Raw genomic sequence first — 13,386 nt, forward strand, 5'->3', positions numbered from 1 at the left:
ATAAAGCCAAAGCGTATCATGATCCTCCTATTCAAGGGGCAGCCGAATATGATATTGTTTACTAATGCTGTCATAAGTAGCCATATGCGCATTAGTATTCCCCTGTTTATCAACAAAGGTTTCGCCCCAGCTAAAGGGCTCCCAAATAAAAGTGCCTTTAACTTTATTACCAGGTAATGAAAAAGCTATATCATTTACCTCGCGTTTGCGCTGCGAATATTCCACCACTATCACATCCTGTTTATAACGGGCGGTGAGGTCGGTAAGGTTGTTGCGTAAACTATCCGGTGTGCCATGCCACTCGGGATAATATGATTGGCCAATGATATCGAAATTAACGCCGCGTTTGAGCATGTTATCTACAAAGTATCTTGATTCTGCATTTTGTCCGCCGCAGGCAATATGCAGCATTACCCTGATATTGCTGCTCACGCTTTTGACACAGTTAATGCCAGCCTTTAAAAATCCAGCCAGGGTATCCAGGTTTTTGACACGGCCGTTGGGCCATAAAATGCCGTGGTTAATTTCGTTACCTACCTGCACCATATCGGGCAGCGTGCCCTGCTTTTTTAGGGCCAGCAAGGTAAGCCGGGTAAATGCCTTTATAGAATCCTGCAGTTGCTGGTTGTTGAGCCTTTTCCAGACGGCGGGTTTGTATTGCTTACCGGGATCAGCCCAGTTATCACTGTAATGAAAATCAAGTAAAAAGCCCATTCCGGCTTCTTTAATACGCAGGGCCATCTTTTTGGTATCTTCCAAACCACAATAGCCTTTTGCCGAGTACCCGCTATCGGCCTTAGGATTATTGAATATACGAAGCCGTACATAGTTAAAGCCATGATCTTTCAAAATGGTGAAAGGGTCCTTGTTTACGCCGTTATCATAAAACTTATGCCCCTCAGCTTCCAACTGAGGGATAAATGAAATATCGGCGCCCATGATCTGCTTAAACTTAAGCGGAACGTTTTTGGCCGGCGAATATTTGTAGGACGATAAAGCCCCGGTGCATACCAGGCTAATTGCTATTGATAGCAGTTTGTTTATTTTAATTTTCATGTACCCCGCTTTGATAATCAAAAATACATAGTATATTAATCATAGCCCGGTAAAGGTTATCGAAATTAACCTACATCAACAAAATTCACACGCACATTATTTAATTTCATATCGTAAAAGGAATTGCCATTAATGGCGCCAAATGCAATTATTATGGATTTCACAGCCTATCAGCAGCTATTTTTCGATATTTTGAACAGCCCTAATCCGCCGGCTCCGTACGACAACCCGGATTATTTAAATTATACAAAGCTCAATTGGTCGCGCCAGCAGCGCTGGCTAAAGGTTGGCGTACTGAACCCGGATCTGACAAATGCCATCGAAAAGATCAGTAAACCACAATTATGGACGGTTATTACCGAGGCCTGGTGCGGCGATGCTTCGCATACCATACCATTCCTGCATCGCCTTTCGGAATTGAATCCGCTTATTAAAGTTGATTACCAGCTAAGGGACTCGCCACCGTTTTTGATTGAAAGCTACCTTACCAATGGCACCCGGTCAATCCCCAAGATTATTATTGCAGATGAACACCATCAAGACCTCGGTACCTGGGGCCCCCGGCCGGCTGAGTGCCAGCGATTATACCTTCAAATGGTTAAAGACCATATTGAAATGGGCGAAAAAAAGATAGCATTGCAGAAATGGTATAACGAGGATAAAGGTGAAAGTTTTCAGCTGGAGTTTTTAGATATTATTAATGCAACATTATGATAACAGCAATTCCGGGACAGATGACCTGCCCGGAATTATCATTTACACGAATAGCTTATAACTTCTATTTTACCTTAAGTTCTTTGCCTGCTATATCTTCCCAGCGGTAATAGTGAAAAGTTTTATCGGTACTCATTACCACAAAAATGCCATGCTTAAAGGTATCATTTAAAGGAGTAGCAGTTACGCCACTGCCGTCACTTTGTCTTGCGGCTACGTTGGCTATTTTCAGCAACTTGTGTTCAAAAGGATTTGCTTTGGTGCCTTCCCTGCTGAAGATCTGGAAACGGTTGGCACCCTGGTCAGATACAAGGATATATCCGGTTGTATCCGTAAGCTTATAAATCGAGATCCCTTCGTGGTCGGCATTAAAGCCTGTGGTACCGAATATAGCCAGCTCCTGGTCGCCTTTTTCAGGGTCGGCATAATACTGGCGTACCCCTACCTGTTCGTCTGAATAGTAGATGTACCCCAGCTCATTATCAACAGCTATTGATTCAATTTCTTTTTTGCCGCTGTATTTGCCAAACTTACGTACCAATGTAGCTTTAACATTGCCCGTACCATCATCTTCAAGCAAATACTGCCAGATATATCCGCCTGTTTGCGGACCATTTTTGCGGCCTGCGATGGCATACATTTTCCCATCTTTTGCAGTGTAGATAGAGATACCCATTAAATCGCGGTATTCAAAGCCGGTTTCGCCTACAAAGGCATCGATACCGCCATTATCTACGGGTTTCATGTCAGGCAATGAATAGATCCGCAGTTTATGGGTCATGCGCTCGGTGGTAATAACAATATCAGTGGGCTTGCCCCCAAGCATCAACCCATAGGCCAGGTCAACGTTGTTCGGCCGCTTCAAGCCACGAACCACCTTATCCTTAATAATTTTACCCTGTAGGTCGAACACGTAAAGGGCGCCTTCGCTGTTTTTATCTGTCCCTATGATCAGGCTTTGAGCAGGATCAGCCGGGTTGATCCATATGGCCGGATCATCAGTATCATATAATACCGGTTCGGTAATAACTACCGGTTTTATTTCGGGTGCTGTGCTGCCCGGGATGGTAAGCCCTTTACTGTTGCGTATCTGGCTTTGGCCGCAAGCCGTATTACCTATGGCTACAGCAAATAATATATATGTTAATTTGCTTAATTTATTCATCGATCATTATTAAAAAAATGATCCTGCAAGGAAAGAGTGCAGGATCATTGCCATGAGTTAATTTATTTTGTTCCGAAAGCGCCGATGTAATTAGCCGGGGCAGGAGATACGTAATTTATCCCGTTTACGGTGATACCCGCAGCATGGTGACGGGTGAAGTTGGTTATACCATGATTTAAAGCAGGAGAACCGCTTTGCAAATGAAAATCCCAGTTTACATCATAAACTGCGTTCAGTACCGGGGTAGATTCAGGATAATTCACAAATTTAGGATCGTTATCGCCTGCTTTTGTGCCTCTGACCTCATTAACACCACCAATAATATCTTTTGATGGCTGAAACTGGTTTACCGTAGTTTGATCGTAGCCGTAGTAAAGGTTATTGCTGATCACGGTACGTTTATCTTCAGTTGATTTGGTGTCGCGTTTGATACCAAAACGGGTGTTTGCAAACAGGTTGTTGTAAATATCGGCATGTACGTTGTTTTCCAGCCAGATAGAACCGCCCTTTGCCGATGGCCTGCGCCAGCCGGTATTTACCATGGTGTTATTATAACAGATGATGTAAGCCTGCGGCGTACGGTCGCCCGAGTTCGATAACTTCAATGCATTGGTGTTGGCGCTGTAAACCAAGTTAAAGCCAACGTCAGCCAAACAGCCCGATTTAAAGTTCATGGCCTCACCGCCTGTTACCCCTGTGGTATAAAAAGTATTGTTGGCAAAAATGATCTTGCCACCCTCTATATAAGTACAATCTTCCTGAAAGTTGCGGATAGTTGAGTTTACAACAATCAGTTTGCCGTTAACGTTCGAAAACCACAACGCGGGTACATTTTCGCCGGCTACTGCTTTGTAAAGGCCTTGTTTTACCGACGTTGAAGCATCAGAAGTGGTATTACCGCCATACTCCAAAATAGTATGGTCAAGTACCAGCTCGGCGCAGGTTTTAGCTGCAAGGATCCCACCCCACATTTTTCCGAATTTTTTGGCGTCGGTACGATATGCCGGGTTTACGGTTATCCTAACCGGGTTTTCGGCGGTACCTAATGAGTACAGATTCCCTTTTACTATAAATTCAGGTTTAGCTATGGTATCCATCAATACGGTTACACCCTCTTCAATAGTAAGTGATTTACCTTCGGGAATAATAATATCACCCTTAATGATCTGCATGCTGCCTTTAGCCCAAACGCCTGATACTTCACCGCTTGCCGATCCATCGTTTGAGCTGGTGTCAACATCAAGGTTGGCTTTCCTGCAACTGCTAAAGGCTATGGCCGATAGCAGCACTGCCGCGAATATTTGTTTTAGTTTCATTATAATGCATTTTATTTATGGTTGATAAATTATTTTAAAGTTTGTATCGAACACCTATCAGGTAAGTTTGCTTATAGTAGTCACTGCGGATTAAGGTTTGTCCGTTTGCTACGATGTTATCATCTTTCAGCGTAGCATTTTCAGGGTTGGTACCTTTCAGGAACAACTTAGCTGGGGTATTAAGCAGGTTGCCCGCTTTGATAAATACGCTCAGGTTATTTTTAAAACGTTTTTCGGCTGATGCATCCATCTGGATAAAGCCACGCTGCCAAAGGTCATTATTCACAAACTGCGATACAGTGTTGATGCGCGGACCGGTATAGGCTCCGGCAATTTGTGCATCCCAGCCCTTCTTAGTGTCCTTATATAATAATGACAGGTTGGCGATATGCTCAGACTGACCATATAAAGGCCTGGTTTGATTCACCGTAGTCAAGTGGGTATCACCATTTGCATCGGCGATATAAGTATCTTTGATGGTAGTGATGCGTGAATGGGTATAAGTATAATTAGCTTTTACGCCAAACTTGTTAAAAAACTTAACCAAATCAAGCTCTAATCCATAGTTTTTAGCTGTACCGAAATTGCCCGGAACATAATAAGTATCCTGGCCGCGTGTAGCATCCGCCTGGAAACTATACTCTATCGGGTTCTTAATCTGTTTGTAAAACGCCCCGGCTAAAAACTGCATGCTTGCGTCAGGGAAAAGTTCATATCTTAAATCGTAATTATCTGCAATAGCATGTTTCAGATCGGCATTGCCACGTTCGTCATAGTCCTCACCCGGCCTGGTTCCTGGTATAATCTCGTAAAAACCAGGTCTGTTAATCGATTTGAAATAAGAGGCATGCAGTTGCTGTTTATCGGTTAAAAAGTATTTGAGCGTTAGACTTGGCAATACATCAGTGTATGTTTGATTACCCGTAGGGCGTGATTCACCCTGAGGGAAAAGCATGTGATAACCCTGATTAGTATGCTCAACGCGTGCACCACCAACTACCTGAATAGTTTTTGTAGTAAATTTAAACATACCATAGCCGGCACCTATCTTTTCAGATGCATCATTAGTTAATGAATTGGCAACTGCACCCGCCTGATTTGTAACGTTAAAATTCAGTTGGGTGTAATTCGTAAAATCGGTACCATACAATGCGCCTGGATTGGCGGCAGCAAGGTTATAATTGTTATAGAAGCTGCTGCGCTCTTTATCGCGGTATAAACCACCGGCAGAGAAATCGACATTAACACCGCCAATTGGTGCGGTATAGGTGAGGTCTAAATAACCTGCTTTATCTTCGTCTGTATTGCGTTCCCAGCGGTGGGTAAGCGATGTGCCGTTAGTGAGATAAGTGCGCCTGTCGACAAAGTTTTCGCTTACACCGTTTAGGCTGATGGTGGTATTGTTAGGCACTTCGTTTTCGGCTGAAGAATAAACTGCCGACCATTGTACTTTAAGTTTATCGTTAAATAACTTATGATCACCACGCAGCGTTCCGCTGTAAATTTGTTGCTCGGTAAAACGGCTGCGGGTTGAATAACCTAACTGGGCATTTCCTTTATCCGGGTCGTAATCAGTTGAAAAATTGGTAGATTTTTCGTCGCGGACCTGGATACTGGTTAAGTTAACATAGGTGTTAAACAAACTCAGCTTATTGCGGCTGTCTATCACGTAATCAACTTTTGAAAATACACCGTAACGTTTTTGCTGTTCGGAATATTCCCTGTCATCCCGGCTGGTAACCGCGGCATATTCGGCCGTTGGATTTACTTTAGTGTTGTAGAATACACTGTTGCTACCCCGATAGGTATTTTGATAACTACCGGCTACCAGCACGCCCAATTTGTTATTAAAAAAGCGCTGACCTAATGATAAGCTACCAACAAGGTTTGGTGCAGGATGTTTAAGCGAATAATTTAAAGTTCCGGTACCAAAATCGGCCTGCGTTGCCTGATAGGCTTTACCGTTAATTTCATAAGGGGACTTATGGTTAATACTTGAATAATCATAGCTCATAAACTTACGATCCAATAGCAGCTGGCTGTAACCGCCCGCGATGTTAGCGTTAATTTCAAAACGCTCAGGAGCATCTTTCATGACCATGTTAACAACACCACCAACAGCATCACCTTCCAGGTTTGGGGTAAGTGTTTTATAAACCTCCAGCCTTGATAGCAGATCTGAAGGGAAGATATCGAGCGGCACGTAACGGTATTTACTATCAGGACTTGGGATTTTGATGCCGTTTACCAGGGTATAGTTATAGCGTTTATCCATACCACGTAAAATGGCATACTGGCCATCGCCGTTGGTATTACGCTCAACCGATACACCTGATACGCGGGAGATAACGTTAGCTACCGTTAAATCGGGAGATACCTCGATAGCCCTGCCCGATACGATGTTCATTACCTGTGTGGCCTGCTGCTCAATTCGGCGGGCTGTCCTTTCGGTCGAGCCATTTTTTTGCGATACAACGCTGATCTCCTGTAATTGCTTGTTTGCTTCATCCAGGTAAATTTTCAGATGCGGGTTATCATCTTTAGTAATTTCAACCTGTTGCGTTGCGGTAGTGTACAAGATGTAAGATACCCGAACGGTAAAAGAACCTTTCGGTACATCTTTTAACTCAAACGAACCATCCAGACCGGTGGTGGTGGCAATCTTCGTTCGGTCGAGGCTAACGGTGGCGCCTACCATAGGCTCACCCGTTTTACGGTCATAAACATGACCTTTTAGCTTTGTTGCGTTAGCGGCTGTAACGCATAAAAGCATGAGTAATAATGTTTGTAAGTATTTTTTCATTTTGCGAAACGATTAATGCAATTGTGATTTGCTTTTTGACGGCGCAAAGGTGTTTAAACAACTCATACTTGCATTAATACATAGCGTTACAAAAAGGAAACAGCGTTACATGCAGTGTATACGACAGGGCAACATAAAAGTATAATAAACTGATTATCAATAAAATAAAAAAAATAAAAACCTCCATTATCATTCAATTACCGTTACATTAAGCTAATGTTAAGCCACAAAAAGACAAGTAAATCAGCGGCAATTAAACTACAGCGCCTGTATAAAAGTGGTAAGATTTTCGCCCTGTTCAATATTGAGTTTTTTCCTTAAACGATATCGTGCAACCCGCAAGCTATCAATAGAAATCCCTAATAAACCGGCAATATCCTTAGAATCCATATTAACCTTAAGGAGGGCAATCAGGCGTAGGTCTGTTGAGGTGAGATCATTAGTGCGCTGCTTGAGCTTATCGAAAAAGCTTTGGTGAACCTGTTCAAATGCAACGGTAAACTCCCTCCAGTGCTGCTCGTGGTTAAAGCTTTGATTTATTTGCTGAATAATTTGCTGCATCTGCCGCTTCTGATCGCGTTTATCCTCTTTCACCATATCCTGCAACGTATTGCGCATGCCCTCTAACAACTGGTTATTCTTGATCAGGTTTAAGGTGTGCGATGACAGCTCCTGCCCCTTAAGGTCCAATTGCTGTTTAAGGCTTTCTTCTTCCAGTTGCTTGTTCTTCAACTCCAATTCCATTAAATCGCGTTGGGCTTCAAATATCGAGCGGTTCTGTTCGGCCAGGGCACGCTGGTCACGTATTTTAAGGCGCTGCCTGCTGAAGGTTACAAATCCCAGGATAATAAGCAGCAGGGATATAGTAACACCTGCAATAGTGACTATCTGGTTGGTTTTACGGATATTGTTAAGGCGCGTAATTTCATCGCTTTTCTTATCCATATCATATATCACCTGTAAAAATGAGGTTTGCTTAATGCTTTCTCTTGAGTAAACCTCAAGCGAATACCTACGGCTGAGTTCCAGGTAATGATAAGCACTATCCAATTTGTTAAGCAGCTGATATGATTTGCCCAGATCACGGCAGGAGGCTGCCAGCTGGTACAGGTTATCTGTTTTCAACGATAATGCATAAGCTTTACGCGATTGAATGATCCCCTCTTCGTACTTACCGGTTTTCCGCAAAATATCGCCTATATTATTGATCACCTCAATACTGGCAACTTCATTATTGTACTTGTTGTAGATCTCTAACGATTTTTTAAAGCAGGAATATGATGAATCGTAATTTGCCAGGTCCTCATGAATGCTGCCAAGGTTCTCGTATATTTTTGCCTGTCCGTAATCGTCGCCTATCCGCTTGTAGCTACTTAGGGCCAGTCGCTGGTAATAAAACGAACTGTCGTATTTATGGTGCTTTTCGTACAGGTGGCCTATAGCGCCAAAGATCTCGGCCTGGCCTTTTTTATTATTGGTTACCTTATATAAAGTCAGTGCTCTTTTGTATAACTGGAATGACTTATCTGATTGCCTGTTGTAATAATACAGGATCCCCATTTTACCCAAATTTTCGGCCAGCAGGTCCTTATTGCCAACCTGCCCAAATACCTTATTGGCATGTAAATAAAAATCAAGGGCCTGGGCATAATGCCCTTGGTTAAAACAGATCTGCCCCATTTGCTGCAGGCTCAAACCAGCAGCAAGGTTATCATTATCCTGAATTGCATCAGCATGGATCTTTTTCAGCACGAGGAGTACCGAATCGGGATGTTGCTGAGAGAGCAATTGCAGCTGCTGAAACCGGTCGGTTTTGTTAGATTGTGCACGTACCGCTGTACCAGATATTAATATAAACAGGTAAAAGGTTAATTGAATAAGCCTGATGTAGCGTTTAATCATATCTGAAAACTAAGCGGATTGTCATTGCAAAGAAGTTGTCTCTTGGTGCCTGCGCACAAAAAGACAAACAAAAGAAGTATTTCAATATGAACTTAATGTTAACAAACTATCGCGTGTTAACTATTTTATATTCATGAATATGCATCGTGAGTTTTTTATTCCCTCCCTTGGGAGGGGTGCGTTGGGATTGTGTATTGGCAGGCAGGGGCTTATTGGCCATTGCAATGATCAGGCATCTCGCTAAAACCCTTCCCTACCCCCTTCCCAGGGGAGGGAATCGCACAATCCCTGCTTTTATTTCTTTTGCAAATGAAATCGGCAGACTATCAGACACTCTTAGTCTTAGTCTTCGTCTTGTGTCTCCTTAAGTTCATCTTCTTTTTTGCCTTTACCCAAATGGATGATGGGCTTATCCTGGGTGCCGGTAATGGTCATTGGGATACCGAAGATGCCGAAAGGAGGCAACCCTAACCTGAATTTCAGGTTTAGTTTACCATCCAAGCCTACCTGACCTTCAAACCTTGGCCTGAAGCCGGCAATACGCATTTTGGTGCGCTCGATAGTCATGATGTTATTAGCTATGGTACTTTTGATATCAACCTTTTTCACATCACCATGTCCAACACTGTCATGACCGGTTTGCTTGCCAACCGCGCTTAATAATTTTAATCCGTATACTTTTACTTGTTTTACAGAAAGTACACCGCCGCCTTTTAGTGACGGATAAACAGGTTTCATATCGCTGTTAAGCTTACCTGCCAGCTTATAATCTAAAGATACAACACCTTGTACATGCTCGGCCGAAGTTGCCATATCATGAAACAATTTGATCTCACGGTAAGCACGTTGAATGTCAAACTCTTTGGCGTTGATATGGTAATCAAAAAATGCTTTTTGCGGGTTGATGCTGCCATAAGTGGCATCCATATCTACGGGAGCACCTATCAGGCTGAAACCGGTTTGCTTAAGTACAATTTGCCCGTTCGTGACGTTCATTGCACCTTTAGCATCACTGATATCCAAACCGTTATATTTTATCTTTTTAACATCAGCAGCAAAATTAAGATCAAGATTGGAGGGCACCAATATCACACCCGATGATTTGGTTGGTTTGGCAGATGCAGGCACACCGGCAAAAGCCATAAAATCATCGGCAATGATCAAATCGCTCTTCAAATTAAACTCACCTTTTAACGGCGAGTTTGGTTGCATGGCATAGCCTATCACATTGGATAAAGCACCGTCAAGCACTACTATTGATTTACCATAGTTAGCCTTAAACTGATCAAACTTCATTTTATCCTGGTTAAAGCTGAATACGCCGTTGGTGATAAAAAATGGTTTCGGGAATAGCTCAGTTGTAAGCTTGATATTCTTCACCTTCATGCTGCCCGAGTTATCCAGCTTGTCATAACGACCGCTGGTTGCATCGCTTTGCTTTCCTTTCAGTTTAAAGTTGGTGCTTACAAAACCATTTACATCATATCCTTTTATGGCAAATACTTTATAAATTTTACCAAGGTCAAGGCTACCGCGTGAAGTTACGTTATAATCAAGGTCATCAAAATTACGGAGGTTAGCCCTCAGCAAAAATTGCTGTCCTTCAAAATTGAACGATACCGGTTTAATGTTCACTTTAAGCCCTTTTAACGAGCCGGTGTTGTTAAAAATGTTTACGCTAACCTGCACATTTTGCATGGGGTGCGGATAGTACTTGGTTTGAATATATCCGTTTTTCAGGTTGATCTCCGCATTGGTAACCGGAAAGATGCGGCGGGCCGGAATATACCTGCCTTTACTTTGCAGGTTGGCATCAAAATCACCGCGGAAATCAATACTATCAACCGGATAAAACTGCTTGATATCATCTAAACGGAATTTAGCATTCAACCCGGCATCAATCAATGCGCCTGCTTTATTGCTTAATTTTAGATAGCCTTTGATGTAATTATTAAGTGCATTAATGTTCAGGTTGCGCACATCTACAGTGGCATTGCCAATGTTATGGTCCGGACAAGCGGCATCCAGGTCAAAACTAATATTGTTGATAGACTGCGGCAGCTTGCTGTATTTAAAATAGCCATTTCTGAAAGTTGACCTGAGTTTAAATTGGGGAATACTGGTTATCACGGTATCAATCTTTTGCCTTAGTCCCGTTTTCCTGATGCCGGTGGTGTACTTACCCTCGGCCAGTAAATGCAAACCATACCTTCCTTTTACCTGGAATGGCTTAATACCAAAAACCTTGTACCATTGCTCCAGGTCAATTTCGGTATTCACTTTAGCATAAATATATGGCGATTTGATTCCCTTTAATTTCAGCACCGAACCAAAGTAGTCCTTACCAATATTAAAATAAACCGAATCAATATTAACTTTTAAACTGTCGGGGTTGAGGCCAGGCAAACTGGCATCCATATTCAGGTACAGGTTTTTAACCGGCGCAGGAGTACTTTTGTTAACGATGGAACCGTCGCGCACTTTCATGCTGATACCCAGGTTGGGCATAATATTTTTTGAGGCGATGTACTTTCCGCTAAGATCAAGCTGGATGATGCCATTACCGCTGATATCCATGTTATCAACATATTTGGCGTATTCATCCGGAATGGCGGTAAAAACGTCACCAAGGTCATTCTGATCGCTCCTGATCTTGAAATCCATATCATAACCATCTTTCAGGAACTCAAACCGGCCTTTAAATTTAACCGGGAGTTTGTTAATAAGCAGATCATTTTTTTGAAATGCGAAGGCCAATGATTTGGTATTGATACTGGTAACCAGATCTGCATTTACTTTTTTCTTAAGTACGTAAGCTTTGTTACCGTAATAAAAATCTACTGACGCCGCGTCCACATGGCTATAAAGGTCAAAGATATCTTTGCTTAAATCACCGCTGCCTTTGTAGTTAAGCTCGCGCGCGTTGATCTGCATGGGCAGCGAACGGTCGTCATAAACCAGGTGGCTTTTGTCTATCAAAATCTGTTCTATGCCTAATGATGCGCTTGCGGTATCCGCTGTGTTATCCTGTTTGGGAGGAGATGATTTGTAAACATTATAATTGGCTTTACCGGCACTGTCAACCTGGATGTTGATTAACGCGTGATCAAGATAGATCTTGTTTACGTTGATCTTGCTTTTAAAAACCGAAGAAAGATCGATAGCCAGCGAAATTTCTTTGGCAGAAACCAGCGTGTCATTTTGAAAAGGTGTGCTGCCATTCAGCACAAAATCATTAAGCGTAAGGGTTAGAGACGGGAATTTTTTAAAGAATGATAAGTGTGTGCTTGAGAAGGAAAGCTTGCTGTTTACGCTGCCGGCCGCCCATTGTTTAATTTTCTGCGTTACCGTTTCGGGAAAAAGGTAAGGTAAAAGGAACATCAACAGCAATAAACTAACAACGGTGATGGCGCTTATTTTAAGCGTTTTAACCAATATTTTTTTAAAGGGGAGCGGCATAGAACTTATTATAGCTAACGAAGCATGAAAGTAATCATAAAACCCAATTATTGAGTATCAAATAATGTTAGGAGAAAATGATGGGGGGATGGCGCAAGTAGTGCGGTGAAAACACTGACCACAAGCTGTATAGACTGTGCACTATAGTTTGATTATTCAATGCAAAATTTACAACCTTATCGGAAGTCATAAAACTCCAAAGCCTATGGTCAGTGTTTTCACCGCACCATATGATTCCTTACAACCTATGCTCACTATAGACTGTATTACGATTAAAATCCCAAAAGCCTGTGGGTTGGTGTTTTCACCGCACCACGTGATTCGTTATATTCGTATTACAAACATCAATAATGCATCAGGGCATAGAATTTTTTACTGCAACCTGCCTTAACTGGCAACCCTTACTTGATCCGGATAATCACAAAGAAATCGTAATCGACAGTTTAAGCTTTTTAGTAAAGAATAATAGGATATGGCTTTATGGTTATGTGATAATGCCTAATCACGTACATATTTTGTGGTGCAAACAACCTCATTGGCTTAACAAAAATGTACAACAGCATTTCAGCAAATTTACCGCGCAACAACTCAAGTTTAGCTTAATAAACACCTCGCAAAGTTTGGACAATTACAAAAGCACTCAGAACGATCGCGAGTATCAGTTTTGGGAACGGCGACCATATAAGGCAACAATGTACAATCGCACAGTGCTCGAACAAAAGTTAGATTATATACACAACAACCCTGTTAAAGCCGGGCTATGCCAATTACCTGAAAATTATTTGCATTCATCAGCTTCGTACTATATCAATAATGAGGACAATGAATTGATAACGCACTATATGGAACACATGTAGAAAAAAGTGGTGCGGTGAAAACACCATAGCCGTTAACCTAAGGATTTTAAAAAAGTTTTTTTGAGGAGTTATAAATGACGGGGCTTCGCCATTGGGCAAAACCACTTAGATTTT

General features: G+C 42.2%; 8 protein-coding genes. 2 read left to right on the top strand and 6 right to left on the bottom strand.

Going from position 1 to position 13,386, the window contains the following annotated elements; translation table 11 throughout:
- Positions 1 to 27: 27 nt before the first annotated feature.
- The gene (locus tag ABIC84_RS25150; protein WP_188834262.1) at positions 28 to 1,056 is read right to left on the bottom strand and encodes a glycoside hydrolase family 53 protein; all 1,029 of its coding nucleotides are present in this window, start codon (positions 1,054 to 1,056) and stop codon (positions 28 to 30) included.
- 153 nt (positions 1,057 to 1,209) lie between these two features.
- On the opposite strand from ABIC84_RS25150, the gene ABIC84_RS25155 reads away from it, so the two are divergent.
- Positions 1,210 to 1,770: a thioredoxin family protein gene (locus ABIC84_RS25155; RefSeq protein WP_176625523.1), complete on the top strand. Its 561-nt coding sequence runs from the start codon at positions 1,210 to 1,212 to the stop codon at positions 1,768 to 1,770.
- 64 nt (positions 1,771 to 1,834) lie between these two features.
- On the opposite strand, the gene ABIC84_RS25160 is transcribed toward ABIC84_RS25155, so the two are convergent.
- From ABIC84_RS25160 to ABIC84_RS25180, 5 genes are all read right to left on the bottom strand, one after another.
- Positions 1,835 to 2,935 carry a phytase gene (locus ABIC84_RS25160; protein ID WP_429265367.1) on the bottom strand — a complete coding sequence of 367 codons (1,101 nt, stop codon included), beginning with the start codon at positions 2,933 to 2,935 and terminating at the stop codon, positions 1,835 to 1,837.
- Positions 2,936 to 2,997: 62 nt separating this feature from the next.
- A complete protein-coding gene (locus ABIC84_RS25165) occupies positions 2,998 to 4,251 on the bottom strand; it encodes a right-handed parallel beta-helix repeat-containing protein (RefSeq protein WP_426582246.1) in 1,254 nt (417 codons plus the stop codon).
- A gap of 34 nt (positions 4,252 to 4,285) precedes the next feature.
- The gene (locus ABIC84_RS25170) at positions 4,286 to 7,054 is read right to left on the bottom strand and encodes a TonB-dependent receptor domain-containing protein (protein WP_429265368.1); all 2,769 of its coding nucleotides are present in this window, start codon (positions 7,052 to 7,054) and stop codon (positions 4,286 to 4,288) included.
- 258 nt (positions 7,055 to 7,312) lie between these two features.
- Positions 7,313 to 8,956: a tetratricopeptide repeat protein gene (locus tag ABIC84_RS25175; protein ID WP_426582248.1), complete on the bottom strand. Its 1,644-nt coding sequence runs from the start codon at positions 8,954 to 8,956 to the stop codon at positions 7,313 to 7,315.
- 342 nt (positions 8,957 to 9,298) lie between these two features.
- Complete coding sequence (locus tag ABIC84_RS25180) at positions 9,299 to 12,415, bottom strand: AsmA family protein (RefSeq protein ID WP_429265369.1); 3,117 nt, start codon at positions 12,413 to 12,415, stop codon at positions 9,299 to 9,301.
- A gap of 350 nt (positions 12,416 to 12,765) precedes the next feature.
- Between ABIC84_RS25180 and ABIC84_RS25185 the strand changes: the two genes are divergently transcribed.
- Complete coding sequence (locus tag ABIC84_RS25185; protein WP_426582250.1) at positions 12,766 to 13,272, top strand: REP-associated tyrosine transposase; 507 nt, start codon at positions 12,766 to 12,768, stop codon at positions 13,270 to 13,272.
- Positions 13,273 to 13,386: the final 114 nt, after the last annotated feature.

This window comes from Mucilaginibacter sp. 3215 (assembly GCF_050433785.1).
Lineage (GTDB): Bacteria > Bacteroidota > Bacteroidia > Sphingobacteriales > Sphingobacteriaceae > Mucilaginibacter.

Excerpts from the sequence above, each read along its gene's own strand:
- ABIC84_RS25150 (WP_188834262.1), bottom strand. The coding sequence starts at position 1,056 with ATGAAAATTAAAATAAACAAACTGCTATCAATAGCAATTAGCCTGGTA.
- ABIC84_RS25155 (WP_176625523.1), top strand. The coding sequence starts at position 1,210 with ATGGATTTCACAGCCTATCAGCAGCTATTTTTCGATATTTTGAACAGC.
- ABIC84_RS25160 (WP_429265367.1), bottom strand. The coding sequence starts at position 2,935 with ATGAATAAATTAAGCAAATTAACATATATATTATTTGCTGTAGCCATA.
- ABIC84_RS25165 (WP_426582246.1), bottom strand. The coding sequence starts at position 4,251 with ATGAAACTAAAACAAATATTCGCGGCAGTGCTGCTATCGGCCATAGCC.
- ABIC84_RS25170 (WP_429265368.1), bottom strand. The coding sequence starts at position 7,054 with ATGAAAAAATACTTACAAACATTATTACTCATGCTTTTATGCGTTACA.
- ABIC84_RS25175 (WP_426582248.1), bottom strand. The coding sequence starts at position 8,956 with ATGATTAAACGCTACATCAGGCTTATTCAATTAACCTTTTACCTGTTT.
- ABIC84_RS25180 (WP_429265369.1), bottom strand. The coding sequence starts at position 12,415 with ATGCCGCTCCCCTTTAAAAAAATATTGGTTAAAACGCTTAAAATAAGC.
- ABIC84_RS25185 (WP_426582250.1), top strand. The coding sequence starts at position 12,766 with ATGCATCAGGGCATAGAATTTTTTACTGCAACCTGCCTTAACTGGCAA.